Here is a 25,570-nt window from a genome sequence, read left to right on the forward strand (position 1 = left end):
ATGCGCAGGGCTTGGGGCTGGTGGTGGTTGTGCCTGATTCCTGCGCTGACGACAGCGCAGGAGGAGCCGTTGCGCCTGGCCTTCGACGGTCAACTGTTGCGGGTGAGCCAGACCCAGGTGCTGGATCGCCAGCCGTTGACCAATTCCTTGCAGGCACCGTTGGGCAGTTTGTGGAAACTCTTCGTCTACGCCTGGCTGGTGGACACCGATGCTCGCGAGCCGGTTTACGAATGCCGCGGCGAATCGAAGGAAGAGGTCTATTGCTGCAACGCTGGGCAGAGCATCGGCCGCGATCAGGCGCTGGTGAAGTCCTGTGGTTTGTATTTCGAACCCCAGCGACTCGGGATTTCCGCGCCGGGATGGCGTGATTACTGGCAGGCGCGCCAGGCGCCGAAATGGTTGTTGGACCTGCCGACATTGCAGCCGCAAACCCAGGTGCCGGTGGCCGAACTGCTCAAGGCGCTGGCGATGCTACCGGCCCAGGAGCAGGCCCGTCGGGTATTGCTCGACGTGGTGCTGGGCGCGGCGGATGGTCGGTTGGTCGGCCAGTTGGGCGCTCGCCTGCGGGTCAAGACCTGGAGTTGGTTGGGCGACCAGGGGCCCTCGTCGCGCCAAGGCGGTTTCGCCGGTTGGCTGGCTGATGGCACCCCGGTGTGGGCCGGTGGCCGCGGCACCAGTCAGCAGGTCCTGAAGAAATTCGGCGATGGCTTGGCCACGGCGCTGCCGTCCCGCTGGCCTGTGGACACCGGACGCTGCGTGGAAGTCGACCTGTTTGCCCGTTACCCGTTGCAACGGGTGATGGCTGGCGAGCGACCCGCCACGCCGGGCCAGTTGCGCGGCGACTACCGCGTCGAGTTCACCAACGGTAACCAGCTGGACATCCACAGCGACGGCGAACTGTTCCTGCTGCCGGGCAAACTGGTGGCGCGACTGGACCGGGAGGAATACGTCGCCCGGGTCCTGCAACGCGAAGCCAAGGCCGAACCCGCCGAAGCGGCCAAAGCCCTGGCCGTGGCGATTCGCACCTACCTGCTGCAAAACGCCCAGCGCAACGGCGATTGCCTGAGCATCGACGACAGCAGCCATCGCCAGCGCGTCGCGCCACGTCCGGCGGCGCCTGAAACCCGGGCCATTGCCGCTTGGACCAGCGACCTGGTCCTGGCTGGCACCGACGTCACTTATCACTCCGATCAACCCGGCCCGGACAAACTATCCTGGGTCCAAGCCGTCGAACAAGCCCACGACGGCCAGCGTTACGACGCGATCCTGCTGCATGCCTATCCGCGCGCGAGCCTCAGCCGTTGGGACAATCCGGTGGCATCCTGCCAAGCATTGCCCGCCGCCCAGGAATGGTTGCTGAAGCAGCGTCGTGGCTGGCGTCAACGCTTGGAAAGCGAAGTGGGCTACAACGAAATCAGTTCCTTCGCGGTGTGCCGCGTCGCCTTCGGCCGGCCGTATGTGGACCGCGAGCGCCAGCGCATCTACGTGCGCGGCGTGCTGTCGCTGCAAGACCGCCTCGACCTGACCCATGAATATCTGCACCTGGCCTTTGAAGCTCACCCCAACGGCCAGGACGAAACCTATATCGAAGGGCTCGCCCGTCACCTTTTGCTGGAATAGACCATGACACTCCGTTATCCACAGGTCTTGCTGTTGCTTTGCGGCCTCGCTGCGTTGCCATCGGCCATGGCCGCCGACCCGATCAAGCTAGAAACCCCAGTCGGCGGCTGGCGCAGCGGCGCGCCGGGCGGCGAGGGCGAAAGCTTCAGCCAGACCGTCAACTACCCGGCCTCGTCCGTCAACACGCCCCAGGGCCAGGCGAACACGGCGCGCATCAGCGGTCAGATCAAAGGCACGCCGAAGAGCAATGAGCCAGGCCAACTCATCGTCAACGGTGTGAGCCTGCCGTTGAAGGTTGATGAGGAAGGCCGCTTCGATCGGCCGTTCTCGTTCCCCAACGGCAGCAACAGCGTGGAAGTGCGCAGCGCCGATGGCCAGCAGCGCCACCGCACGCAATTCCTCAACACCAGCGGCGGCGCGACCCCGGCCAAGCTGCGGGTATTGCTGACCTGGGACAGCGATGGTACCGACCTGGACCTGCACCTGGTTACGCCCGACGGCGCCCACATCTGGTACGGCGACCGCGCCGTCGCCAACGGCGCCGCCCTCGACGTCGACGTCACCACCGGCTACGGCCCGGAAATCTTCGCCATGCCCGCGCCGATCAAAGGCCAATACCTGGTGTATGTGAACTACTACGGCGGCGGTTATCGCAGTGACGAGGATGAAGAAGGCGATGGCGAACAAGTCGAACAGGCGCAACAGGCCCTGACCACGGCGAAAGTCACCGTCATCACCGAAGAAGGCACGCCGAGCGAGAAGATGGAAACCTTCGTGGTGCCCATGCGGGCGGTGGGGGAGCTGACGTTGGTGAAGAGCTTCAGCTACCCATAAACCTGTGGTTATGATCCCTTTGGTGAGGGAGCGCTCAAACACCAAAATACCCGTGGGAGCGAGCCTGCTCGCGAAGACGAGGGCACATTCAACATCAATGCAAGCTGACCCAGCGCTTTCGCGAGCAGGCTCGCTCCCGCCCAATCCGTGGTTTGGCCAGGCATGGGCACCGCCTGTCGCCTTTGCGGAATTGAGCCTGTCGCCTTCCTGTCGATTTCTTAGAGTCCGGAAATAACCCGAAATCGACGCGCCATTCGTGCAGGAGGCCTCCATGCATATCCACCACCTCAACTGCGGTTGCATGTGCCCGGTGGGCGGAAAGCTGTTCGACGGTTACAGCCGGGGGCTGACGGCGTGCCTGGTGTGTCATTGCCTGTTGATTGAAACCGACACCAACGGTCTGATACTGGTGGACACCGGTTTTGGCCAGCGCGATGTGCAGACGCCCGAGCGTCTGAGTCGATTTTTCCGCGCGTTCAACAACATCAAGTTCGAGCATCGCCTCACTGCATTGGAGCAAGTGCGGCGCCTGGGCTTCGATGCCAACGACGTGCGGCACATTCTTGTTACCCATCTGGATTTCGACCACGCCGGCGGGCTGCAGGATTTTCCCCAGGCCCGGGTTCACGTCATGCGCGACGAAATGGCGGCGGCCCGCACCGCCGACACTTGGATCAGTCGACGCCGGTTCCAGGCGCGTCAGTGGCAGGGCGTCGATAACTGGGAGTTTTATGCTCCGGATGGCGACACCTGGTTCGGATTCGACTCGGTGCGCGCATTAATCGGCGCGGAAGAAGAGGACATTTTCCTGGTGCCGCTCCAAGGCCACACGGCCGGGCACGCGGGTATTGCCGTGCGCACGTCCGACGGCTGGTTGCTGCACGCCGGCGATGCCTATTTTTTTCACGATGAAGTCCATCAAGCCGAGCGTCGCTGTCCGCCGGGGCTGAAGTTTTATCAATACATGATGGACACCTATCGTTCGGCGCGGATGCGCAATCAGCAACGGCTGCGGGAGCTGGCACGGGTCCAGGATGGGCACGTGGAAATTTTCTGCAGTCACGATGCCAAGGAATGGGAGCGGGCCGTCCAGCAGCACCCAGTCCGTGTCGATTCCAATGCAATGCCGTCGGCCACCGGCAAACAATCTTCCTGACCCGATCCAAGTCAAAACGACTCTTCCCTTTGCCCACGTCTCGTGGGCTTTTTTTTGTTCACGATGCCGTTCGTCACCGTTTCCAGATGTTTCTTTCAACTTAGCCGAAGGGGCCAATTCTAAAAATCGTGTACCCCAACAACACCGTTAAAAGGAGAAGGCCATGCCTGCTTCTCATGATCTTTATCAGGATTTGAATTGCAGCAAAGAGGCGGTTCAACAACGTCGTCAGCAGGATCCGGAACTTGATCGCCTGCTCGGTGAATACACGGATTTGGATAACCAAGTGCTAGCGGCCGAATCGATTTCGGCGGGCAATGTCGAGGGTGACGATATCCGTAAGCTCAAGGAACAGCGCCTGTCGATCAAAGACAAGATCGCGCAGCAACTGGCAAACACTCAATAAGCGAAGCGTAAGACATGCGAACTCGACTGCCTTGTTACTTATCAAGGTTGTTGCTGGTCGGCGGGATGCTGTTGCTCGGCGGTTGCGACATGGTGTTGTTCAATCCCAAGGGACAGGTCGGCGTTGACCAACGCAACTTGATCATTCTCTCGACGCTGTTGATGTTGCTGGTGGTGGTGCCGGTCATCGTCATGGCGTTCGTCTTTTCGGTGAAGTACCGCGCTTCCAACACAAAGGCGAAATACACGCCGGAGTGGGCGCATTCGCGAAAGATCGAAACGGTGGTCTGGGGTGTCCCGCTGGTGATCATCATCATTCTGGGCGTGGTCACCTGGAAGTCCACCCATGCGCTGGACCCTTACCGGCCGCTGGATTCGGACGTGAAGCCGCTGGTGGTGCAGGTCATCGCGGCGGATTGGAAGTGGGTCTTCATCTATCCGGAACTGGGGATCGCTACGGTCAACGAGTTGGCGATGCCGCTGGACACACCGGTGAACTTTCGCGTGACGTCCGACGGTGCCATGACCTCGTTTTTCATACCGGCACTGGGCGGGCAGATCTACGCCATGGCCGGCATGCAGACCCAACTGCACCTGATTGCCAACGAGGCCGGGGAATACCGGGGCATCGCCGCCAACTACAACGGCCCGGGTTTTTCCGACATGCACTTCCGAACCCTGGCCACCGATGCGGCGGGCTTCGACAAGTGGGTCGCCGACGTCCGCGCAGGGCAAGGGCGGTTGGACAAGGACAGTTACGCCCGACTCGCCCGACCCACGGTCAAACACCCGGTGGAGCACTACGCCTCGCTCCAGCCGGACTTGTTCCAGAGCATCATAGATAAGTACGAAGGCATGAACCGATCCCGTGAGGTCGAGCATCGCATGGAGCACATGCAAGGCAGCATCGAATCACCCGTCGGGGCCCCGCAAGGGCAGTAACAAGATCCTGGAGTAGAACAGCATGTTTGGAAAACTCAACCTTGAGGCGATCCCGACGGATGAGCCCATCATCATGTGGACCCTCGCGGTGGTGGGGCTGGTCGCCTTGGCGGGCATCGGCGCCATCACCTACCGCCGCAAATGGACGTACCTGTGGAAAGAGTGGTTCACCTCGGTCGATCACAAGCGCATCGGCGTGATGTACATCGTCGTGGGCCTGGTGATGCTGCTGCGCGGGTTTTCCGACGCGATCATGATGCGCACGCAGCAGGCGATGGCGTCCGACGGTTCGCCCGGTTATCTGCCACCGGAACACTACGACCAGATCTTCACCGCCCATGGCGTGATCATGATTTTCTTCATGGCGATGCCGTTGGTGGTGGGGTTGATGAACATCGTCGTGCCCTTGCAGATCGGTGCCCGGGACGTTGCGTTCCCGTTCCTCAACGCGTTGAGTTTCTGGCTATTCGTGGCCGGCGCGATGCTGGTGAACATTTCCCTGGCGGTCGGTGAGTTCGCCCGCACCGGTTGGGTCGCTTATCCGCCGTTGTCGGGGCTTTCCTACAGCCCCGGGGTCGGGGTGGACTATTACATCTGGTCATTACAGATATCCGGGGTCGGAACGTTGCTCACCGGGGTGAATTTCTTCGTCACGATCCTGAAAATGCGTACACCGGGTATGACGCTTTTCCGCATGCCGGTGTTCACCTGGACGGTGCTGTGCACGGCGGTGCTGATTCTTGCATCGTTCCCGATTCTTACCGCGACGCTGTTCATGCTCAGCCTCGACCGCTACCTGGACATGCACTTTTTCACCAACGAGCTGGGCGGCAACCCGATGATGTACGTCAACCTCATCTGGGCCTGGGGCCACCCGGAGGTGTACATCCTGATCCTGCCGGCGTTCGGCATCTTTTCCGAGGTGGCGTCCACCTTCAGCCGCAAGCGTCTGTTCGGCTATCACTCGCTGGTGTGGGCGACAATCGTCATCACCATCCTGTCGTTCATCGTCTGGGTGCACCACTTCTTCACGATGGGCTCGGGGGCGAACGTCAACGCCTTCTTCGGCATCATGACCATGATCATCGCCGTGCCTACGGGAGTGAAGATTTTCACCTGGCTGTTCACCATGTACCGCGGGCGAGTTCGCTTTGAAACGCCGATGCTGTGGACGGTGGGCTTCATCGTCACGTTCAGCATCGGTGGCATGACCGGCGTGCTGCTGGCGGTGCCCGGGGCGGATTTCCTGCTGCACAACAGCCTGTTCCTGATCGCCCACTTCCACAACGTGATCATCGGTGGCGCCGTGTTTGGCTACCTGTGCGGCCTGACCTATTGGTTTCCCAAGGCATTCGGCTTCAAGCTCCATGACGGCTTTGGACGGGCGGCGTTCTGGTGCTGGATTGTCGGCTTCTACTTCGCCTTCATGCCGTCCTACTTCCTGGGCTTCATGGGCATGACGCGGCGTTTGAACCACTTTGATGTTCCGCAGTGGCGGCCCTGGCTGGAGCTGGAGTTGATCGGTGTCGGCATCATCCTGTGCGGCGTGGTCTGCCAGATCTTGCAGTTCTACTTCAGCATCCGCCACCGCCACCAGAACCGCGACCTGACGGGCGACCCATGGGACGGTCGCACGCTGGAGTGGTCCACGACGTCACCGCCGCCGTTCTATAACTTCGCCCAGCAACCGGTGGTGGAGGGCATCGACGCCTATTGGGGCATTAAGGAGCGTGGGCAGAAAACTGCCATCGAAGCCGACTTCCAAGCCATCCACATGCCGCGAAACACCACCATGGGACTGGTCATCAGCCTGTTCAGCCTGATCATGTGCTTTGCCCTGGTGTGGCATATCTGGTGGCTGGCCATTGTCGGGTTGGTCGCGACCATCGGCGGCGTGATCTGGCGCAGCGCCGATGACGACATCGATTACTACGTGCCCGCCGAGGAGGTGGCGCGCATCGAAAATCAACGCATCAAGATGTTGGCGGAGGCTTGATCATGTCCAATCTCGTTCAACCCAACGCCACCGCGCCGGAATCCGAACACGGGCACTCGGACGCCAGCTCCATGACCCTGTTCGGGTTCTGGATCTACCTGATGACCGACTGCATCTTGTTCGCAACGCTGTTTGCGACCTATGCGGTACTGGGGCAAAGCGTCGCCGGTGGCCCTGGCGCCGCCGACATTTTCGAATTGCCCTACGTCCTTACGGAAACTTTCATCCTGCTGTTCAGCAGCATCACCTACGGTTTCGCCATGCTCGCGCTGAGCGCTGGCCAGAAGCAAAAAGTGCTGGCCTGGCTCGGCGTGACGTTCCTTCTCGGCCTTGCGTTTATCGGCATGGAAATCCATGAGTTCGAGAAACTCATCGCCGAAGGCTATGGCCCGAACCGCAGCGCCTTCCTCACGGGCTTCTTCACCCTGGTGGGCACTCACGGCCTGCACGTCGCCACCGGCCTGTTGTGGATGGCTGTCGTTATGTTCCAGGTTCAACGCAAAGGCCTGACCACCGTCAACGCGACCCGCATGGGCTGCCTGAGCCTGTTCTGGCACTTCCTCGACGTGGTGTGGATTTGTGTGTTTACCGTGGTCTATCTGTTTGGAGTGATGTAATGAGCAGTCATCAGAGCAGCGTCGATGCCAGCCATGGCAGCGCAAAATCCTACCTCACCGGGTTCGTGCTGTCGGTCATCCTCACCGTCATCCCCTTCGCCCTGGTGATGTATCCCACATTGCCCAAGCCCGTGACGGCCGGGATCGTGGCGATATTCGCGGTGATCCAGATCGTCGTCCACCTGGTGTATTTCCTGCACCTGAACTTCTCACCGCAGCAACGCTGGAACCTGACGGCGCTGGCGTTCTCAGCGGTGGTGATTGCGCTGCTGGTGGGGCTGTCGCTGTGGATCATGTACAGCGTGCATCACAATATGTTGGCGCATTGAATGTGCACTACACCGCTTTTGTGGCGAGGGAGCTTGCTCCCGCTGGGGCGCGGAGCGGCCCTAAGATCTGGGGGCTGCTGCGCAGCCCAGCGGGAGCAAGCTCCCTCGCCACAGTTAAGCGGTGCCTCAGGACAGGGTTATCTCAAGTCCACCAATACCGAACCAGATGAAAGAAGATCGGCGCGGCGAAGCACACCGAGTCCAAGCGGTCGAGCATGCCGCCGTGGCCTTCGATCATGTGGCCCCAATCCTTCACGCCCCGGTCGCGCTTGATGGCCGACATGACGATGCCGCCGGCAAACCCAAGCAGGTTGATCAGCAAAGCGATAAGGAATGACTGCCAGGGGTTGAACGGCGTGATCCACCACAGCGCGCCGCCGATCAGCGAGGCCAGGAAAATGCCGCCGACAAAACCTTCAACGGTCTTCGACGGCGACAGGTTCGGCGCGATCTTGTGCTTGCCGAACAACTTGCCGCAGACGTACTGCAACACATCCGAAAGCTGCACCACGATCACCAGGTAGGCGATCAGCAACAGGTTGCGCCCTTCAAAACCTGCAATGTCCAAGGTCAGCAGGGCGGGCACGAAGGAAATGCAGAACACCGCGATCATCAACCCCCACTGCACTTTCGACGCGCGTTCGAGGAAGTGCGTGCTGTCACCGCCCAGCGACGCGAGGATCGGCAACAGCAGGAACACGTACACCGGAATGAAGATCGAGAACAGTCCGTACCAGTCGTAGTAGATCAGCAGGTATTGCAGCGGCAGTGCCAGGTAAAACGCCGCCACGAGGGCGGGATAGTCACTGCGCCGGGTCGGCGTCAGGGTCAGGAATTCGCGCAACGCGTAGAACGACACGGCGTAGAACAGCAGGATTACCGCCGCGTTGCCGAGCCAGAACGCGATGCCGATCACCAGCACCATGATCCACCAGGCGTTGATCCGCGCGTTGAGGTTCTCGATGACTGAGTTCGGCGCGCCTTTGGTCCGCAGCTTGAGAATGAAACCGATCAACGAAGCCAGCAGCAGAATCGCGCCGATCCCGCCAAACAACATCAAGGTATATCGATCCATGTCAGACGTGCTCCGGGGCCAGTGCCAGCAGCGCGGCACGGCTGCGTTCTAGAAATTGCTCTTTGCTTTCGCCTTCCTCGATGCACAGCGGCGCGCCGAAGCTGGTGGTGCACAGCAGCGGCAAGGGCAGCACGCGGCCCTTGGGCATGACGCGGTTGAGGTTGGCGATCCACACCGGGATTACCTCCACCTCCGGGTGGCTTTTCATTAAGTGGTAGATCCCGCTCTTGAACGGCAGCAGGCCTTCGTCCGGGTTGCGCGTGCCCTCGGGGAAGATGATCAACGAGTCGCCGTTTTCCAGCGCGTCGAGCATCGGCTGCAATGGATTGTAGGCAGGGTCCTTGCGCTCGCGATCCACCAGCACGCCGTTGAACACCCGGTTGATGATGTAGCGGCGCACCGGGCTGGTTTGCCAGTAATCGGCCCCGGCAACCGGGCGGGTGAGCTTGCGTAGCGCCGGTGGCAGCGAGGCCCAGAGCAACACGAAATCACCGTGGCTGCTGTGGTTGGCGAAATAGATCCGCTGTACCGGCGTCGGCGCGCAGCCGAGCCACAGGCTGCGAGCGCCGGTGACCATCCGCGCGGCGGAGGTGATGAGATTGGCGACCACGGGTTCGAACATGAGGATTCCTTGTCCTGAAAGCTTGAAGTTATGCGACATCTATCGCAGGCAAACAATGTGGCGAGGGAGCTTGCTCCCGCTGGGCTACGAAGTAGCCCTAACACTGAGGTCGCGGTTTATCAGGCAGATCATAGGGGAGGGCTTCGCCCTCCAGCGGGAGCAAGCTCCCTCGCCACAAAAGCCATTTATTTCCTGTTTAAGTTCCAAGGTCCGAATAAACCAGCCAGGGACTGGCCAGGACGAAGCTCACGGTCAACAAAGCTTGCGTAAACACCAGCCAGGCTTGGCGGCGAAGCAGGCGCATCGAGCCGTGGCTGCGCTCGGGCCACGACCGCCCGCCACGCTCGGCCGGTTGCAGGCCGAGATTGGCGAGGGCCTCGTCCAATGCTTGGGTGCGTTCGGTCAGTGGCTTGCCGGCATCCGCGACGATTTGAAACAGATCGGCATCAAAGGCCACGCGAAACGCCAAATATTTTTCCTGCATGCCGAGGACGAACACGCCGAAGCTCAGCAACAGCAGCCACGGATCGACGCTGCCCACCAGCCATTGGCCCAGGCCGATCAGCGCCGCCAACAGGGTCAGGCCAGTGGAAAGCTGATCCAGCGAATGACCCCGGCGCAACAAGCTCGCCACGGTGTGCAGTTCGATGTCACTGCTCATGACCATTCCCCGAACCCTGCGGATATTTGCCCCAACGCCTGGCGATGGGCCGGGTGCAGGACGACACGCGGGCGCACACGCTGGATCTGCGCAATGGCTGCGTCGACACTGGCAGCACGGCCAGTGCTTAGCAACCACGCCGCCACGGCGGTGGCGCTGCGCGAATAACCCAAGGCGCAGCAGACCAGCACCGGCCCGTGCTGGCGCAACTGCTCGATATTCTGCGCGGCCTCCAGGCATTGCTCGGTGGTCGGTGCGGTCAGGTCGAGCACAGGCAAGGTGCGATAAGCGATTGCCGTGCTGTCCATGGACAACTCGGCGCACAGGTCGAGCACCCCGTTGAACGGTCTGTCCTTCAGCGCTGTCGACGTAGGAATCCGCCCGAGCCAGACGTCATCCATGATCTGGTCAGGTTGCGGGTGCTTGCGCGTCCACAGGCGGGAATTGATCCACGCCGCCATCAGATAAGGCGCCAGCAACCAGCGCACCGCCGGGCTCAGCCGGCCGTCTTCACGTTTCTGGAACCCGCTCGCGCCGAACACCAGATAATTCAGTGCCACCATGAGCAGCGCCACCGCGGGCCATATCAGCCAGAGCCACGCGCCACCGAAGGCAAACGCCGGGATGAACATCGCCGCCGCGCCCAAGCCATAACGCATGGCCAAGCGTCGACGGGCTGGATCGGTCGCCAGGCGCGCACTCAACAGCGGACTTGGTCGGTCCAGCGGCCACAACCAGACACACAACCACCCGGCCAGCGCGCCGGTCGGCACGTCGACGAAATGGTGTTGGTAAGTGGTCAGCACCGACACGCCGATCAACGCGAACCAACCGTGCATCAGCCAACGCCAGACGCCTTGCAGGTGGCGCTCATAACAGACCCAGAGCACCACCAGCAGCGCGATGTGCAGCGACGGCGCCTGGTTGAACGGCTTATCGAAGCCGGCCAGTACGTCGAACATCCAGCCGAACACCCCGTCCATTTCCGGCCGAGGGAAGGTAAAAGTCAGCGGCCAGAGCAGGAAGCAGCTGACGGCAATTCCTTGGGCCGTGAGCAGGCGCAAGGCGTGGCGCTTGAGTTCGTCGCGGCTGTTGGGCAACAGCAGTGATAGGCCGTATAACAGGTCAATCGACCAGTACGGCACGATCGTCCAGGCCATGAACGGCATGTGGCTTTCCCAGCCGAACACCAGGCTGCCGACGTCGTCACGCTGGGCCGTGACCCAGGTGGCGAAGCCGTACGTGGTGAAGAACAGAGGCGCCAGCAACAGCAGCCACAGCACCGCCGGTTTCAGCAGCGCGGGTTCGCGGACCGGAGCGATGACGGCGCTCATTACTGGACCCGCTGCGCCAGCGACACGCTGAAAATGCCCCACTCATCGACACGCAGTGTGATCTTGCGAAAGCCCGCCGCCTCGACCAACTGATCCATTTCCGCCTGGGTGCGCCGACGCATCACCCAGGCCTGGCCGGCGCGGTGGCTGGTCAGGGCGCGGGCGATCAGTTCCAGTTGCGGGTGCCACGGCTGACCGGTGTAGACCAGGAAACCGCCGGGCTCCACCGCTTCGGCCAGGCCCGCGAGGGAGCCGCCGACCATCTGGTTATCGGCGAACAATTCGTACAGGCCGGACACCACGGCGAGGGTCGGCTTGGGCTCCAGCGCCGCCAGGTCCTGGCGGTCGAAGGCATCGCCCTTGACGAATCGGGCGATGTCGCCCAAGCCCTTCTCGACGATCAGCGCACTGCCGTCGCGCACGTTGATGTCGCTGTAGTCGCGCAGCAGGATCGACTCCGGCAACGGGCTGACGCCTTGCAGCGCTTCCAGAATGTAGCGGCCATGACCGGCGGCGATGTCGACGATGCGCACCTCGCGGTCCTGGGCGCGCAACTCGGCCATCGCCAGGCGCAGCAACTCCTCGACGTGCACCTTGCGCTGGCGAATACCGCGCCAACCGATGGAGTTCAGGTAGTTCTGGTCGATCATCTTGCCCAGCGCCGACGTGCCGGTGGGGCGGTTGCGGTAGACGTAGTCCAGGGTGCTGCCGGAGTCGAAGCCGGTGTCGAAGCCCAGTTTCACGCCGGCAGACAGCTTGCTGCCTAAGCGCATGCTGGCGCGGGTCATGCGCCAGTAAAGATCACGCAGCGAGTTGTGCGGCAGCGGCGTCGCCAGGGTTTCGGCTTCGGCGCAGGTCACGCCGAGGCGATCGGCGTCCAGCAGGGAAGGGCGCTCCAGCGGGCGGGCAAAATTCTGCAGGATGAAACGACGGGCGCTGGCGATGGCTGGCGCACGGTTCTTTTCGCCCAGAGTGTCGTGGAAGAAGCCCGGCAGGATGTGCTTCTCCTTGTGCAGGCTGCCCAGGCGCTCGAAGAACTGCTCCTGGGGTTTGCGATGCACCACGAAGTCGGAACCGGAGATCAACAGCTGCGTCGGTACCTGGATCGCCTGGGCATCGGCTACAACCCGGTCGGCCGCTTCGTACAGGCCCAGCAGCACGTTCACCGAAATGGCCTTGGTGATCAACGGATCGCTGTCGTAGGACGCCACCCGCTCCGGGTCATGGCTGAGGAACTTGGCCTTGACGTAGCTGTTGACGAAGAAGTTGCCACGGAACTTGCGCATCAGCGCCAGGCCCGGACGGGCGAATGGTACGTAGAGCTTGACCTTGAAGGCTGGCGACGCCAGCACCAGCGAGCGAATGCGCGGCGCGTAGTCGTGGACCCAGGTAGACGCGATCACCGCGCCGACGCTTTGCGCGACCACGGCGATGTTCTGTTCGTCGATCTGGTGCGTGGCGCCGATGTGATCGCAAAAAGTCTGCACGTCACGGGCGCTGGTAGCAAAGCTAGGGCTGTCGCCGCGCTCGCCCGGCGACTGGCCGTGGCCACGTGCGTCCCAGGCGAAAAATTCGAACCCGGGCAGATCCAGCTCATCCACAAGGTGCGCGATGCGCCCCGAGTGTTCATGACCGCGGTGAAACAACAACACAGCCTGACGGGGTTCACCCGCCGTGGCCTCGACAGCCGGCCAGTGCCGGTAGAACAACTCCACGCCGTCGTGGGTGGTGAACGTCAGTTCCTGGGCTTCACGCATTGCAATTTCCTTATGCTGAGGGAGCGTTTTCCGACACCTGGCTCAGGCCATGGCGGACCCGATTGACCAAGGTATAAACGAGCAGGGCGGCAACCACCGCCATCACACCATCAACCCACAGCGCCCCGAGCCAACCCAGGGCAATACCGGTCGCCAGCACGCCAAACACAAACGCGCGGTCACTCTTGCCCATCGGCCCGTCATAGCGCCGCGAAGCCCCGACCATCGCGCCCAGCACGCCAGCGTATTCGCTGAACAACGCCAACAGCGTGACCAACAACACGAGCAACAGGCTGGTATCGGGAAACAGGGCAAAAGGCAGGATCAAGGCCGCGTCGGCGATGATATCGCATAGCTCATTGAGGTAGGCGCCCAGATTCGATTGCTGGCCGAACTCCCGCGCAAGCATGCCATCCACCGCATTCAACGCCATGCGCAGGAACATCCACACCGGCACCAGGACGAAAACCCACGGATGGCTGGCGAACCATGCAATCACCGCCCCCACCAGCACGGAAACGAAGCCGGCGAGCAAGGTCACCTGGTTGGCGGTGATGCCTTTGTCGTAAAGGCGTTGTACGGTGGGACGAAGCAGGTTTTGGAAGGCAGGCTTGAGCTGATAAATGGAAGGCATGTGAAATGAGATCTCGGCCGGATTCGGGGCTGGGCTTGTTCAGCTGCGAGATTACGATAGGTTGAGGCCTTGCAGGTGGGTATTTGCTGGGAATGAGCGCGGGTAGGCATCTGCGCCGTATACGCGGTGGAAAAAGACTACAGAAGGATGGTTAAGATGCTGCAAGTGGATTGGCTCCTCAACCACATGGATAAATGCAACCTGATGGCCGAATGGCTGTATCGAGAATTTACCTATGAATTCGCCCACCAATCATTGGCCCACTGGCAGGAGGAATTCTCGGCAGGCCAGCGCGATGGCCGCTGGAAATGCCTGATCGCCATGGAACATGACCAACTGCTGGGCGGAGCCTCGCTGGCACATGACGACCTGCCCGACCACCCCGAGCTCGGCCCGTGGTTGGCCTGCGTATTCGTCCACCCGGATGCCCGACGAAGGGGGTTGGCCGCGCAATTGATCGAAGGCATCTGCAACCATGCCAAAGAAGCAGGTTTTGCGACGTTGTTCCTGCACACCCACAGTGAACGGGATTACTACGCCAAGCTTGGCTGGGAAGTGCTGGAGCGCTTCGAGGCTTGGGGCAAGGAGCAATGGCTGATGGTGCGGTGTTTGTAATGTCGATTGAGCGCTAGCCTCCAGCCCGCAGCGGGCCACCTACCGGGACGTACTCGACCGGCGCTTCCTCGGGCAGGGGTTTTATTGGGTCTTCTGCGTAGCCGTAGCCTTCTTCCTTCAGATTGATCGAATGCACGCTGTGCTCTCGGGCGGTGCTGTCGGTGAGCTTGGTGAATAAACGGTGATCGGCCGGTAGGGTGAAGCGGTCGCCGGGGTGGAGTTGGGCGAAGGTGAGGGTAGGGTTGTTCATGGCGGCGGGGCTCCGTCTTGGGTTGGTCTCTTTAAAATTGAGCGGGGCCGCTGGGATTGGGTTCCGTTTTTTTGATTGTTGGCTCAACGGCCGGTTCGAAGTACGGCTCTGGCAGCAATGTTGCCTCCCTCGGTGGAGGTGAGCTGCTCGCGATAAACACGTACAAACTAGACACGGTTAACTAATCTATCTGTATCGATTTCATCCAAGCAGAGAAAAAGTCTTTCTGTAATTGGGGGTCGTTAATGATGTCCTGATCATCAAAATCAAATATGTTTACGAGATTTTGCCTAGAAGCTGGCTCACCCAAAGTGTTTTCGTAGGCCATGATTCCTGATGTCATCTGAGCGGACATGCTTGAAGGACGCACGTTTCGCTTCGCCCCCTTGCATAAAAAATTCACGTCTGAATGCTCTTTTATAATATTTCCCAAGCAATTATAGATGTTTAGATCTGTGTAATTTTTCGCCCAGCCATTCTGGAAAGTTAGCAAGATACTGCATGTTTTTTCATTAATATCGAGTTGGGCTTTTTCTTTGTGCCCATTCCTGATAACCCAAATAATCTTTTTATCTGTCATGGCTGTTTCCTTTGAGGGTTGGGCAATGAATAGCCTACATAGGAGCCGTCTTTTTTCAAAGGTGTCACGCCTATGATGTCCTCGGGTTTTATGCGGTCGGGAATCGCAATCTCATGTTCATAGCTGAAAGGAATGTCTTTTTTGGGTAACTCCTTGTTAACATCACGGCCAGGAATTCTCTTGAGCACGTATAAGTATCCCTTCCGAGTCCCGTATCTTGATCCAAAATCGATCCCGACATCGACGTCAGTAGTCGCACTGACATATTTGCTCGGTGGATTCGTATTATCTAATGCATGAAGTAATAGGTCGGTGCTTTCTCCTAAGCTAACGAAGCCTTCTTCAAATATGACCTCGGGCCCTCTTGAGTCTCCTCGATAAAGGTACGGTGGTTTTGGAGGAGATGTTTCACCTTCGTTCACCCCAACCTTATCTGTCGGCTCCTCAACCCCAACCGCCGGCTTACACCCACCGCTCCCAGGACAATCCACCAACCCCAACGGATCCACCCACCCCGTCGGGTTCAGGGTGTACCGATACCCATTGAGCCCACCCTTGAGCTTGCTCGGATCCAGCGTCAGATACCGCCCCGTCTCCGGATTGTAGTACCGGTGCCGGTTGTAATGCAGGCCGCTTTCCCGGTCGTGGTATTGCCCCTGAAAGCGCAGCGGTTGTTCCAGTCGTTTGCCGTCGCCGTGGCGCAGTTCGGTGAGTTTGCCGTAGCCGTTGTAGCGCGCGGCCCAGACGACTTCGCCTTGGTGGCTGGTCAGTTCCTGAGGGGTGCCGAGGTGGTCGAGGTGGTAGTAGAACGGCGTGGCTTTTTCCGGGCCTGCGCCTTCCAGCAGGGCCAGGGGGCGGAAGGTGCCGGGTTCATAGACGTAGCTCTGGTAGTGACGGTCGCTGCTTTCAGCGATGACCTGGTCGCCCTGCCAGATGAATTCCGTGGTAAGGCCGTCCACGGTCTTTTCGATGCGTCGGCCGAAGGCGTCGTAGCGGTAGGAGGTTTCGCTCCCGTCGGGGGTGGTGACGCCGATGAGCCGATGTTGGCTGTCGTAGCGGTATTGCGTGACGAGGCACTGGGCATGGCCGCGGCGTTCGCGGACCAGGTTGCCGTAGGCGTCGTAGTCATAGTGACGATCGCCCTCCATCAGCAGGCGGTTGCCCTTGAGGGTGGTCGGGCCGGGACGGTCGTTGAACAACACATTGCCGGCCGGGTCGTGGGAGAAGTGTTCCGGGGGTTGGCTGTGGGCGTAGTCGATGCGCACCAGGCGATCCAGCGCGTCGTACTGGTAGCCGCGTCGGTTTCGCGTGTCGGAAAGCGCGGCGAGGTTGCCGTTGGCGGTGTAGGAATAGTCACGCCAGAACAGTTGTTTTTGCTGGCTTTGCCACACGGTCTGGGCCTTGAGGCGACCCTGTTCGTCGTAGCTGTAGTCGCTGAGCAACTGGCCCTGCTGGCGCTGGCGTTCGCGGCCGCCCTTGAAGCGGTGTTCGGTCAGGCACGTGCCGTTGAGGTCGATGGCGATCAGCGCCCCGCCTCGCAGGTGGCGGTAATCCAGGGTGCTGCGATCGGGCAGGCGGCAATGGACCAGCCGGCCGACATCGTCGTAGCGATAATGCAGGCTCGCCCAACCCTGGTGTTCGGCGACGAGGCGGTCCTGGTTGTCGTATTCGTAGGCCAGCGGCCAATGGCCGTCTTCAACGCTGATCAGTCGCCCGAGGGCGTCGTAGCCGTACTCGACCGTGGCACCGTCGGGCAAGGTCTTGCGCAGCAGGCGGCCGGCGGTGTCGCGTTGGTAGGCGGTGATCCGCTGGCTGCCGTCGGCGCCGAATTCGGTCTTTTCCAGCAGGTGGCCGTTGAGGTCGTAGGCGTAGCCGGTGCGCTGGCCGTCGAAGCCGGTTTCCTGTCGGATCAGTCCGTTGGGCGTGTAGTCCAGCTGATACTTTTCGCCGGATTCGTTCTCGATTTCGGTCAGCAACAGCCGCGCCGAGTCGTAGCGGTACTTCAGTTCGCTGCCGTCGGGGTTGAGGCGGCGGCTGACCAGGTGCAGATCGTCGGCGTATTCGTAGCGGGTGATGCGCCCCAGTTCGTCCCGCTCCGCGGTGACCTTGCCGTAGGCGTTGTAGCTCCATGCACGGGTCGCGCCGGTGGGCAGGGTGGTCTGTAGCAAGCGGCCCACGGCGTCCCATTGGTAATGGGTGACGGCGCCGCGTTCGTCTTGACGGGTCAGCAGACGGCCCAGGGCGTCGTAGGAAAAAACTCGCTGGCCGTCGTCCGGCAGGATTTCTTCCGTCAGTTGGCCCAACGGGTTTCGCACAAAATGATGGGCACCGCCGTCCGGGTAGCTGATGGTGTTCAGTTGCCCCTGGTCGTCATAGTGATACCAGGTGCTTTGGCGAGCCGGGTCGACGACTTCGATGATGTCGCCCTGGGCATTGCGCCAGTAGGTCCACACGGCCTTGCCGCGAGTCCGGGCGTGTAGGAAACCGTTTCGGTATTCGTAGGACGTGGGCTCGCCTTCCGGCGGAATCAGCGCCACCAGCCGTCCGACTTCGTCGTAGCGGTATTCGGTGACGGCGCCCAGCGGGTCTTGCTCGGCGATCAGACGGCCCTGTTCGTCATAAGCCTTGAGGTGTTCGCCGCCGGCGGGATCGACCTGGCGCACCAGCCGCGCGTGGTCGTCGTGGACATACACGTCCTGGCTGCCATCGATATGCCGGACCGTGACGCTGCCGTCGTCGCCCCAGGTGTAGCGGCTGTCCATCTGCGCGAACGAGGCCCAATGCCGGACACAGCGCGCCGCCGGGCCGAGGCCTTGCCACTCCCAGTAGAAACTCGCGCCCCCGGCCAGTTGCCGCTGGAGGATGACGTGCTGGTCGTCGTAGTCGTAGCGCTCGCTCTCGCCGGCGGCGTTGGTCGCTTCGATGAGGCGCGAACGCGCATCGTAGCGGTAGGTCACCAGGGTCTGTTCAGTGCGCCAGGCTTCGTCAAGGGTCAGCGCCGGGTGGAAGCTCTGATAGTCGATGGCGACCAGGTGCCGATGTTCGTAGCGCAAACGCAAACAGCGGCCGGCACCGTTGTCCAGACGGCTGATGTCGCCGTAGATGTTGCGTTGGACGGTCAGGCGGTTGTCGTACCGATCGCTCAGGGCCGTCAGATGACCGTCGCGAAAATGTAGGAAAGGAGCGTCTTCGCCGGGCTGGGCGACGATCAATTCGTCCGGCTCGTTGCTCAGGTAAATCGCCGCGCGGGCCAGGCTGTTGTGGATGGCTGGGCGTTGCAGGCTGGGCCGGGGAAACGTGGTGCGGCGGTTTTCCTGGTCGATCCAGGTCACCTGCTCGCCGTCGATCAACAGGCGATGGGCCAGGGCATGGGTCCATCCGCGGCCGAGCCCGATGTCCAGGTCGGCGGCGCTGGTGCGGTAGAGGCGGGTGAAGACGAAGGGCAAGCGTCCGTCGAGGGTGCCGTCTTCGAGGGTGAGCAGCTCTTCGCCGGTGACCATGGACACCGGGCAACCGTCGGTGCGGGTCTGGGCGGCGCTGTCGGCGGGGTCGCCGTTGGGGTTTTTCGATTGGGCGGGGGCGTCGTCGTGGTGTTCTTGTTTGCTCAGTTGCGTAGACGGCTGGGATTTTTCCCGCACGATCGCGGCAGGATTGCTGACCGACAGAGGTGGGGAGTCTCCCGTGGTGATTTGCAAGGGTCTGACAGGCGCCGGCCCCACTGAAGGTCCTCGCCCCGCAATCACGACCGGCTTGAGCACATCGGCATGAGCGTTAAGGCTGTCGCCACCGAGTTGGCCCAGGCGTTGGCTCGAGGCCTGCAACCATGCGCGGGCTCGTTCCGAGCGAACCAAGCGCAGCGCCTTGCCGCTCAGGCGCAGGCCTATGCCTAAGCCGCCGGTAACGATTGCCAGGATGAAGTTGATCAGCACCGCAGCGCGCACTTCGCCCAGGACTTCGGCCAAATATTGCGGTGGCAACATCCGCAGCCAACTGGTGAACGCCGCCGTGTAAACGAAGAGCAAGGGCTCATCGCTCACAATCATCAGCGCTTTGGCGATCGCCTCTGACGAAGTTTCCAGCAGTTGCTCAAGCTCGGCCCCGGTGAGGTATTCCAGGAGCTTTTCACTGTTGGCCTTAAGGTCCGCCAGCAGATCGAAGATCTGTTTGATGTCGTCCCACAGTTCAAACAGGCCTTTTTCAAAGCCGCGTAACTGAGACTGCTCCAACAGGTCGACGCGCTTGAAAAAACGGCTGTCGGAGAATTCCTTCCACTGTGGTTGAAACTCGTTCCACTCGGCTTTCAGCCAACCTTCGAGCTCGGCGATCGCTGTTTGATAAGAGGCATACAGCGCCCTGACGTGATCGCTCGTGACATTCGGAAAAAAGCTGATGCGGTAACGCTGGCCGCGGTCGCATTCAGGGATTTCCAGGATGCCGCTGGGGCCGATGACGTATGGGATTGGATCGCCAAACGTTTCTTTCCCCAGCGCGTCCCGAATGATGGGCTCGAGCACCACCGGTGTGTCGCCGATTGGCACGAAACGTGATGCCTGGAACATATGCACAAGGGTCAATGGACCTTGTGCCGGACAGCTCGCCACCACGGCACTGACTTGCTTGCCGCCGTCCTTCGTAGGCGCGAGCGAGACCTCATTGCCGACCTTGAACACCTGCTCGATGTCCAGCGTCTGGCCGTTCCAGAACTTTTGCGCCCAGGTGTCGTAGTCGCCCAGGCAATTGCGAAAATCCTGTAGCACCGCCTCGACATTGGGCTTGTTCATGACGGCCAGGACCAGCGAACCAATGGCGCCGCTTAGAGACGGGGTCTTGTCAGGGAAACGCATTCAGACATCTCGCAACGCAGGAAGGCGCGAGACTTTGCCGGGGATGGCTGGAGAAATAAGTCAGGAAAGGAGATAGGGTCTGTAGGGCAAATCTTTAATTGGTTCCGGATAGGCAAGAACCCGCTGGACCCCTTGGAATTCAGACAATAAAAAGCCGGCTTATGGCCGGCTTCTCGTTGACTGATTCAGTTCGTTTTTGACAAACCTTACCAGCCTTCAAAACGTACATCCGGCTCTTGCGGCCGGCTGTGGGACTTGGTCAGAAAGTGATCTGCCTTGTCGGTGCGAGGCGTGGGCTCGCAAATGTGGGGCGGAGGATACGCGGGTTTGCTTTGGAATCCCAGTGGTAAGTGGTGTGGAATCATTGGGTTAGGGGTGAATCAGGGGGAACAGCGGGGGGCTGCTGCGCAGCCCAGCGGGAGCAAGCTCCCTCGCCACGAAAAGCGATCCCTGCCGTTGGGAAGTCAATCGGACACCGGCGGTCTCTGTTTGTTGAGGGTTGACCACCAGAACACCCAGCCGATCACGTGGATGTGTTGTGCGTCGATCTGTTCGGCGCTGAAGACTTCGTCGGGGTAGGCGGCGCTGTTGTGGCTGCGCAGCCGAAGTCGGTTACCGGGGATGCGGTGCAGGTATTTGATGCGCAGCATGCCGTCGTGTTCGAGGGCGTAGATTTGGCCGTCGACGATTTGGGTCAGACCCCGGTCGATGGCGAGGGTGGAGCCGTCTTCGATGCGTTCGGCCATGCTGTCACCGACCATGGTGGTGCAGATGGCGTCGCTGGGGTCGATTTCCAGGGATTCTAGGTGGGTGCGGGGCAGGCGGATGGATTGATCGGGGATTTCGGTGATGTAAGTTTTGGTTTCGCCGGGGGCAATCGGGACTTCCTTGTAGAACGGCAGTTCGATGTCCGTGGTTTCCGCCACGCTGTAGACGCCGTCGTTTTCGGCGGCTTCATAGGTGGTGCCGGGGCCGAGGCCCAGTGGGGTTTGCGGGCCTTCACCGGTGGCGAGCCATTGCGGGCTGACGGTGAGCAGGCCGGCGATGCTGTAGATGCGTCCCGGTGGGATGCCACGGTTGAACCAGTTATTTACATGCTGCGATTTTACGCCGTACAACTTCGCGAAGTCGGCGGATCGGATGTTGGCTTCTTTGAGAAGGGCTCTGAAGCGGTCGCCACTGGAATGTATTTTCATAAACGGAAAGTTTAGGGGCGACTGTGCTTTCGGCAATAAACATGTCGTGTGAATTTATAAGATGATCTTTCCGTTTGCAGGAACCAAAACTAGCGGGATAAACGCAGGTAAACGCTGGTAATACGAAGTTGTATTAGCCAGGGTCCAAGCATAAAAAAACCCCGGTTAACCGGGGTTCTTTTTAAGTTCGGTCTCAGCCTTTGTAGGCGGCAACCGACTTGGTGATCGCTTCGCGGGCGGCGTCTGCGCCGGCCCAGCCTTCGATCTTGACCCACCTGCCTTTTTCGAGGTCTTTGTAGTTCGCGAAGAAGTGCTCGATCTGCTGGATCAGCAGTGGTGGCAGGTCGGTGTATTCCTTCACATCGACGTACAGTTGCGACAGTTTGTCGTGGGGTACTGCGATGACTTTGGCATCGCCGCCGCCGTCGTCGGTCATGTTCAGAATGCCGACTGGACGGGCGCGGATGACCGAGCCTGGAGCCACTGGGTAAGGGGTTACGACCAGCACGTCGAGGGGGTCGCCGTCGTCGGCCAGGGTATTGGGGATGTAACCGTAGTTGGCCGGGTAGAACATCGGGGTGGCCATGAAACGGTCAACGAACAGGCAATCGCTGTCTTTGTCGATTTCGTATTTGATCGGGGCGTGGTTGGCCGGGATTTCGATCGCGACGTAGATGTCGTTCGGCAGGTCTTTGCCAGCCGGAATCTTGCTGTAGCTCATTGGGCGGTGCCCCCGTTAGTTGACCAGATGACTGGTCGGATTGACCAAAAAGTGGCGGCGATTATAGGCATATTCGGCCGCTGTTGCCACGCTACCAGGGTCTTGGGCTTTGCCCTAGACCTTAGTATGACGCCTGATAGACCGGATCTTCGGCCTGAAGTTGCCGCAGCCGGGCCAACGGATCCTGGCGGTAAAACGCCTTGAGCTGTTCATACACCCGAGGATAGGCCTGGTGCAGCAGATCCGGGGCGCTGAAGAAGTATTCGCTGGTGACGGCGAAGAACTCGGCGGGGTTTTCGGCGGCATAGGGATCGATGGCGGTTTCTGCGTCGGGGTTGTGGTCGAGTTGGCGGTCCAGATCATCGAATGCATGTTGCATGGCGTCGGCCCAGTCGCTGACGCGCATGTCGGCGTGGAGCGGTGGCAGGCCGTTGGCGTCGCCGTTGAGCATGTCGAGTTTGTGCGCCAGTTCGTGGATCACCAGGTTGTAACCGTCCCAGCCGCCGCTGGCCATCACGCCGTCCCAGGCCAGGATGATCGGGCCTTGGGGCCAGGCTTCGCCGCTGTGTTCGCCGTCCCACTCGTGCTCGATGCCGCTGGCGTCGCGGTAGCGCTGGGGGCTGAGGAAGTCGTCGGGGTAGAGGACGATTTCGTGGAAGCCCTGGTACCAGTTCAGGTCGCCGAGGTGCATCAGCGGCAATTGGGCCTGGGCGGCAAGCAGCAGGCGTTGTTCCTGGTGCAGTTCGACGCCGGGCAGGGCGGTGAGGTGTTTGTCGTGCAGGAACAGTACGCAGGCTTCACGCAGCCATTGGTCTTCTTCGGCGCTGATGCCGTCGAGGAAGCTCAATTGCTGGCGCACCCGTTGCCAGGTGTCCTCGGCCACGGGGTGTTTGGCGAGGGCGCGTCGGCGGCGCCAGTTGCTCAAGGACCACATGGAGCGATCAGCGCGTTTCGGCTTTTGAGCCGCGCTGGCTCATCTTGCTGCGCACCAGGCCAATGATCATCGGCAGCAACGACAGCAGGATGATGCCCACCACCAGCAGCGACAGGTTTTGCTTGATGAAGGGCACGTTGCCGAAGAAGTAGCCGAGGGTCACCAGGCCGCCAACCCATAGGATGGTGCCCAGGACGCTGAAGCCGAAGAAACGTAGGTAGTTCATCTTTCCGACGCCGGCGACGAAGGGCGCGAAGGTGCGGATGATCGGCAGGAAGCGCGCCAGGGTCACGGTTTTGCCGCCGTGTTTATCGTAGAAATCGTGGGTCTGCTGCAGGTAGTCGCGGCGGAAGATTTTCGAGTTGGGGTTGCTGAACAGTTTTTCGCCAGCGGTACGGCCGATGAGGTAGTTGGTGCTGTCGCCGAGGATGGCCGCGAGCATCAACAGGCCCCCCAGCAGTACCGGGTCCATGGCGCCACCAGCGGCTACGGCGCCGGCGATGAACAACAGGGAGTCGCCCGGCAGGAACGGCATGACCACCAGGCCGGTTTCACAGAAGATCACCAGGAACAGGATGGCGTAGATCCACGTCCCGTAGTTGGTCACCAGCATGTCGAGGTAGACGTCGAGATGCAGGATGAGGTCGAGGGGGTTGAAATCCATGCGTAACACCTTGGTGGCGGCCCGACTCGGCGGGGCTGGTGGGTCTGGCTTTGAGTATGGGCTACAGGGTGTGTAGCTTTTTCTTACAAGCAGGGAAGAGCGGCATTATACGGTGGGGATTGTGAAGCGCGTGTTGAGTTTGTAGCGGGGGATTTCCAAGGGGACTGGCTGGATGAGGCGTGGCTCGGACCGATTTTGTGGCGAGGGAGCTTGCTCCCGCTGGACCGCGTAGCGGTCCCAAAGCAGGCAGCTCGGTCGGCCTGATGTACCGCGTGCTCAGGTTTTGGGGCTGCTGCGCAGCCCAGCGGGAGCAAGCTCCCTCGCCACGAGGGTTTCACTCAGTCACAAGGTTTCATCTGGCCACAGAGGCTTCATCTAGCCGCAGGGGTCAAAGCCCTTCACTGATCGGCAGCACGTAGTTCTTGAACTCGGAGTCTTCCTTGAAGCCGATCGACTCGTAGGTTTTCTGCGCGACGTCGTTGTTGCTGCTGGTGGAGACGCGCATGCGGACGGCGTTGGTTTCCTTGGCCATTTTTTTTGCGGTGCGGATCAGGTTGTCGGCGACGAGTTGGCGGCGGGCGTCTTCGGCGACGTAGATGTCGTTGAGGATCCAAACGCGCTTGAGCGACAGCGACGAGAAGCTGGGGTAGAGCTGGCAGAAACCGAGCAACTTGCTGTCGTCGTCATCCGGCAGGGCCAGGTAGATCACCGACTCCTTGCGGCGCAGGCGTTTTTCCAGGAAGGCCCGGGACGAGTCCGGAAAAGGCAGCGAGCCGTAGAACTCCCGGTATTTGACGAACAATGGGGTCAGCAGGTCCAGGTGTTCCAGCGTCGCTTGGATAATCCGCATGGTAGGTCTCGTCTGCAAAGGTCGACATCAAGTCTGACAACAACGGCGGACTGCCGTGCCCAGATGCTGCCTGAAAGCGGATCAAAAGCGCAATTGCATGACAGGTTCAGCTTGGGGGCGGCGCCAGTAGGAAATTACCTTTCATATCGGCACCGTTTTCCGCCTCTAAAGTGTTTACCTGGGCTTCGTCCTTCAGATTGACCCCCGAGAGCTGTCGGCGACAGGCCTCGCGCATCAGATAGATCAGGCGATGGGCCGCCATGCCATAGTTCAGGCCTTCGAGGCGCACGTTGGAGATGCAGTTGCGATACGCATCGGTCAGGCCGACCTTGGGGGCGTAGGTAAAATACAGCCCCAGGCTGTCGGGGGAGCTGAGGCCGGGGCGTTCACCGATCAGGATCACCGACATTTTTGCGCCGAGCCGCTGCGCCACTTCATCGGCCACCGCGACGCGGCCCTGTTCCACCAAAACGATGGGCGACACAGACCAGCCTTCGGCGGCGATCTGTTCTTCCAGGCGCGCCAGGAACGGCAGCGTATGGCGATGTACCGCCAGCGCTGACAGCCCGTCAGCCACCACAATGACCAAGTCCACACCGCCGGGATGGGCGGCGGCGTAGTCCTGAAGGATTTGCGCGGAGGCGTCGTCGAGCCGTCGACCCAGATCCGGGCGTTGTAGATAGCTATTGCGGTCGCTGGCTGCGCTGTGGAGCAACAGGCTTTCACGGCCACGCTCAGTCAGTTGTGCGCGGATGCCCTGGTGATCGAACGCCAGGTGCACCGCATCGCGGGCCTGGGCGTGGGCGAATTGGAAGTCCAGTTGCGCCGAGGTGGGCAGGCTGGTGCCGGTGCGGCCCAGGGCGATGCGCGCCGGGGTGAGGTTGCGCAGGTTCAGCCAAGGGTTTTGCGAGTCGACGGGGTTTTTATCCATGGG

General features: G+C 60.8%; 24 protein-coding genes. 9 read left to right on the plus strand and 15 right to left on the minus strand.

Annotated features, from left to right (window positions below):
* From J3P92_RS03580 to cyoD, 8 genes are all read left to right on the plus strand, one after another.
* The gene (locus tag J3P92_RS03580; RefSeq protein WP_434649907.1) at positions 1-1,620 is read left to right on the plus strand and encodes a DUF2300 domain-containing protein; all 1,620 of its coding nucleotides are present in this window, start codon (positions 1-3) and stop codon (positions 1,618-1,620) included.
* A gap of 3 nt (positions 1,621-1,623) precedes the next feature.
* Positions 1,624-2,454 carry a YfaP family protein gene (locus J3P92_RS03585; protein ID WP_434609297.1) on the plus strand — a complete coding sequence of 277 codons (831 nt, stop codon included), beginning with the start codon at positions 1,624-1,626 and terminating at the stop codon, positions 2,452-2,454.
* A 271-nt stretch (positions 2,455-2,725) separates the two neighbouring features.
* On the plus strand, positions 2,726-3,610 hold the full coding sequence (locus J3P92_RS03590; RefSeq protein ID WP_420767567.1) for an MBL fold metallo-hydrolase: 885 nt from the start codon (positions 2,726-2,728) through the stop codon (positions 3,608-3,610).
* A gap of 163 nt (positions 3,611-3,773) precedes the next feature.
* Entirely contained in the window at positions 3,774-4,016 is a 243-nt protein-coding gene (locus J3P92_RS03595) for a DUF465 domain-containing protein (protein ID WP_434649909.1), read from the plus strand.
* Positions 4,017-4,030: 14 nt separating this feature from the next.
* Entirely contained in the window at positions 4,031-4,957 is a 927-nt protein-coding gene (cyoA, locus tag J3P92_RS03600; RefSeq protein WP_434649911.1) for a ubiquinol oxidase subunit II, read from the plus strand.
* A gap of 22 nt (positions 4,958-4,979) precedes the next feature.
* On the plus strand, positions 4,980-6,953 hold the full coding sequence (cyoB, locus tag J3P92_RS03605; RefSeq protein WP_434649913.1) for a cytochrome o ubiquinol oxidase subunit I: 1,974 nt from the start codon (positions 4,980-4,982) through the stop codon (positions 6,951-6,953).
* Between the two features lie 2 nt (positions 6,954-6,955).
* Positions 6,956-7,570, plus strand: a complete 615-nt coding sequence (gene cyoC, locus J3P92_RS03610; protein WP_434609307.1) for a cytochrome o ubiquinol oxidase subunit III — start codon at positions 6,956-6,958, stop codon at positions 7,568-7,570.
* A complete protein-coding gene (cyoD, locus tag J3P92_RS03615; protein WP_420767572.1) occupies positions 7,570-7,899 on the plus strand; it encodes a cytochrome o ubiquinol oxidase subunit IV in 330 nt (109 codons plus the stop codon). Before cyoC ends, cyoD begins: the two co-directional genes overlap by 1 nt.
* 142 nt (positions 7,900-8,041) lie before the next feature.
* Here the strand turns inward: cyoD and J3P92_RS03620 are convergent, their stop codons facing one another.
* The 6 genes from J3P92_RS03620 to J3P92_RS03645 form a co-directional block, all read right to left on the minus strand.
* Positions 8,042-8,974, minus strand: a complete 933-nt coding sequence (locus tag J3P92_RS03620) for a phosphatidate cytidylyltransferase (protein WP_039594237.1) — start codon at positions 8,972-8,974, stop codon at positions 8,042-8,044.
* A 1-nt stretch (position 8,975) separates the two neighbouring features.
* Complete coding sequence (locus J3P92_RS03625) at positions 8,976-9,596, minus strand: lysophospholipid acyltransferase family protein (protein ID WP_420767573.1); 621 nt, start codon at positions 9,594-9,596, stop codon at positions 8,976-8,978.
* 196 nt (positions 9,597-9,792) lie between these two features.
* A complete protein-coding gene (locus J3P92_RS03630; RefSeq protein WP_434649915.1) occupies positions 9,793-10,257 on the minus strand; it encodes a hypothetical protein in 465 nt (154 codons plus the stop codon).
* Entirely contained in the window at positions 10,254-11,591 is a 1,338-nt protein-coding gene (locus tag J3P92_RS03635) for a phosphatase PAP2/dual specificity phosphatase family protein (protein ID WP_434649917.1), read from the minus strand. Before J3P92_RS03635 ends, J3P92_RS03630 begins: the two co-directional genes overlap by 4 nt.
* On the minus strand, positions 11,591-13,348 hold the full coding sequence (locus J3P92_RS03640) for a bifunctional alpha/beta hydrolase/class I SAM-dependent methyltransferase (RefSeq protein ID WP_434649919.1): 1,758 nt from the start codon (positions 13,346-13,348) through the stop codon (positions 11,591-11,593). Before J3P92_RS03640 ends, J3P92_RS03635 begins: the two co-directional genes overlap by 1 nt.
* Before the next feature lie 10 nt (positions 13,349-13,358).
* Positions 13,359-13,982, minus strand: coding sequence for a CDP-alcohol phosphatidyltransferase family protein (locus tag J3P92_RS03645; RefSeq protein ID WP_420767576.1), 624 nt, complete (start codon positions 13,980-13,982; stop codon positions 13,359-13,361).
* 156 nt (positions 13,983-14,138) lie between these two features.
* Here J3P92_RS03645 and J3P92_RS03650 point away from each other — a divergent pair, with 156 nt between their 5' ends.
* Entirely contained in the window at positions 14,139-14,597 is a 459-nt protein-coding gene (locus J3P92_RS03650; RefSeq protein WP_434609323.1) for a GNAT family N-acetyltransferase, read from the plus strand.
* A 13-nt stretch (positions 14,598-14,610) separates the two neighbouring features.
* Here the strand turns inward: J3P92_RS03650 and J3P92_RS03655 are convergent, their stop codons facing one another.
* The 9 genes from J3P92_RS03655 to eutC form a co-directional block, all read right to left on the minus strand.
* Entirely contained in the window at positions 14,611-14,847 is a 237-nt protein-coding gene (locus tag J3P92_RS03655) for a hypothetical protein (RefSeq protein ID WP_420767578.1), read from the minus strand.
* Positions 14,848-15,028: 181 nt separating this feature from the next.
* Complete coding sequence (locus tag J3P92_RS03660; protein WP_434649920.1) at positions 15,029-15,427, minus strand: hypothetical protein; 399 nt, start codon at positions 15,425-15,427, stop codon at positions 15,029-15,031.
* Complete coding sequence (locus tag J3P92_RS03665; RefSeq protein ID WP_434649922.1) at positions 15,424-20,271, minus strand: RHS repeat-associated core domain-containing protein; 4,848 nt, start codon at positions 20,269-20,271, stop codon at positions 15,424-15,426. The genes J3P92_RS03660 and J3P92_RS03665 overlap by 4 nt, the downstream gene beginning before the upstream one ends.
* Positions 20,272-20,735: 464 nt before the next feature.
* Positions 20,736-21,467, minus strand: coding sequence for a LexA family transcriptional regulator (locus J3P92_RS03670; RefSeq protein WP_420767356.1), 732 nt, complete (start codon positions 21,465-21,467; stop codon positions 20,736-20,738).
* Between the two features lie 193 nt (positions 21,468-21,660).
* Entirely contained in the window at positions 21,661-22,188 is a 528-nt protein-coding gene (gene ppa, locus J3P92_RS03675; RefSeq protein ID WP_434649924.1) for an inorganic diphosphatase, read from the minus strand.
* A gap of 121 nt (positions 22,189-22,309) precedes the next feature.
* A complete protein-coding gene (locus J3P92_RS03680) occupies positions 22,310-23,122 on the minus strand; it encodes a zinc-dependent peptidase (RefSeq protein WP_420767355.1) in 813 nt (270 codons plus the stop codon).
* A 7-nt stretch (positions 23,123-23,129) separates the two neighbouring features.
* Positions 23,130-23,786 (minus strand): DedA family protein, encoded by a 657-nt coding sequence (locus tag J3P92_RS03685; protein WP_434562106.1) that lies wholly within the window; start codon positions 23,784-23,786, stop codon positions 23,130-23,132.
* Between the two features lie 388 nt (positions 23,787-24,174).
* Positions 24,175-24,636 carry a GNAT family N-acetyltransferase gene (locus tag J3P92_RS03690; RefSeq protein WP_420767353.1) on the minus strand — a complete coding sequence of 154 codons (462 nt, stop codon included), beginning with the start codon at positions 24,634-24,636 and terminating at the stop codon, positions 24,175-24,177.
* A gap of 106 nt (positions 24,637-24,742) precedes the next feature.
* Positions 24,743-25,567 (minus strand): ethanolamine ammonia-lyase subunit EutC, encoded by an 825-nt coding sequence (gene eutC / locus J3P92_RS03695; RefSeq protein ID WP_434649925.1) that lies wholly within the window; start codon positions 25,565-25,567, stop codon positions 24,743-24,745.
* Between the last annotated feature and the right edge of the window lie 3 nt (positions 25,568-25,570).

The sequence above is a fragment of the Pseudomonas sp. D3-27 genome (assembly GCF_051132165.1).
GTDB lineage: Bacteria > Pseudomonadota > Gammaproteobacteria > Pseudomonadales > Pseudomonadaceae > Aquipseudomonas.

What these genes read in the sequence shown, in the direction of transcription:
- J3P92_RS03670 (WP_420767356.1), bottom strand. Translation starts at nt 21,467, where the DNA reads ATGAAAATACATTCCAGTGGCGACCGCTTCAGAGCCCTTCTCAAAGAA.
- J3P92_RS03640 (WP_434649919.1), bottom strand. Translation starts at nt 13,348, where the DNA reads ATGCGTGAAGCCCAGGAACTGACGTTCACCACCCACGACGGCGTGGAG.
- cyoB (WP_434649913.1), top strand. Translation starts at nt 4,980, where the DNA reads ATGTTTGGAAAACTCAACCTTGAGGCGATCCCGACGGATGAGCCCATC.
- J3P92_RS03635 (WP_434649917.1), bottom strand. Translation starts at nt 11,591, where the DNA reads ATGAGCGCCGTCATCGCTCCGGTCCGCGAACCCGCGCTGCTGAAACCG.
- J3P92_RS03685 (WP_434562106.1), bottom strand. Translation starts at nt 23,786, where the DNA reads ATGGATTTCAACCCCCTCGACCTCATCCTGCATCTCGACGTCTACCTC.
- J3P92_RS03620 (WP_039594237.1), bottom strand. Translation starts at nt 8,974, where the DNA reads ATGGATCGATATACCTTGATGTTGTTTGGCGGGATCGGCGCGATTCTG.
- eutC (WP_434649925.1), bottom strand. Translation starts at nt 25,567, where the DNA reads ATGGATAAAAACCCCGTCGACTCGCAAAACCCTTGGCTGAACCTGCGC.
- J3P92_RS03580 (WP_434649907.1), top strand. Translation starts at nt 1, where the DNA reads ATGCGCAGGGCTTGGGGCTGGTGGTGGTTGTGCCTGATTCCTGCGCTG.
- J3P92_RS03690 (WP_420767353.1), bottom strand. Translation starts at nt 24,636, where the DNA reads ATGCGGATTATCCAAGCGACGCTGGAACACCTGGACCTGCTGACCCCA.
- ppa (WP_434649924.1), bottom strand. Translation starts at nt 22,188, where the DNA reads ATGAGCTACAGCAAGATTCCGGCTGGCAAAGACCTGCCGAACGACATC.
- J3P92_RS03630 (WP_434649915.1), bottom strand. Translation starts at nt 10,257, where the DNA reads ATGAGCAGTGACATCGAACTGCACACCGTGGCGAGCTTGTTGCGCCGG.
- J3P92_RS03645 (WP_420767576.1), bottom strand. Translation starts at nt 13,982, where the DNA reads ATGCCTTCCATTTATCAGCTCAAGCCTGCCTTCCAAAACCTGCTTCGT.
- J3P92_RS03625 (WP_420767573.1), bottom strand. Translation starts at nt 9,596, where the DNA reads ATGTTCGAACCCGTGGTCGCCAATCTCATCACCTCCGCCGCGCGGATG.
- J3P92_RS03680 (WP_420767355.1), bottom strand. Translation starts at nt 23,122, where the DNA reads ATGTGGTCCTTGAGCAACTGGCGCCGCCGACGCGCCCTCGCCAAACAC.
- cyoC (WP_434609307.1), top strand. Translation starts at nt 6,956, where the DNA reads ATGTCCAATCTCGTTCAACCCAACGCCACCGCGCCGGAATCCGAACAC.
- cyoA (WP_434649911.1), top strand. Translation starts at nt 4,031, where the DNA reads ATGCGAACTCGACTGCCTTGTTACTTATCAAGGTTGTTGCTGGTCGGC.
- cyoD (WP_420767572.1), top strand. Translation starts at nt 7,570, where the DNA reads ATGAGCAGTCATCAGAGCAGCGTCGATGCCAGCCATGGCAGCGCAAAA.
- J3P92_RS03595 (WP_434649909.1), top strand. Translation starts at nt 3,774, where the DNA reads ATGCCTGCTTCTCATGATCTTTATCAGGATTTGAATTGCAGCAAAGAG.
- J3P92_RS03585 (WP_434609297.1), top strand. Translation starts at nt 1,624, where the DNA reads ATGACACTCCGTTATCCACAGGTCTTGCTGTTGCTTTGCGGCCTCGCT.
- J3P92_RS03665 (WP_434649922.1), bottom strand. Translation starts at nt 20,271, where the DNA reads ATGCGTTTCCCTGACAAGACCCCGTCTCTAAGCGGCGCCATTGGTTCG.
- J3P92_RS03590 (WP_420767567.1), top strand. Translation starts at nt 2,726, where the DNA reads ATGCATATCCACCACCTCAACTGCGGTTGCATGTGCCCGGTGGGCGGA.
- J3P92_RS03655 (WP_420767578.1), bottom strand. Translation starts at nt 14,847, where the DNA reads ATGAACAACCCTACCCTCACCTTCGCCCAACTCCACCCCGGCGACCGC.
- J3P92_RS03660 (WP_434649920.1), bottom strand. Translation starts at nt 15,427, where the DNA reads ATGACAGATAAAAAGATTATTTGGGTTATCAGGAATGGGCACAAAGAA.
- J3P92_RS03650 (WP_434609323.1), top strand. Translation starts at nt 14,139, where the DNA reads ATGCTGCAAGTGGATTGGCTCCTCAACCACATGGATAAATGCAACCTG.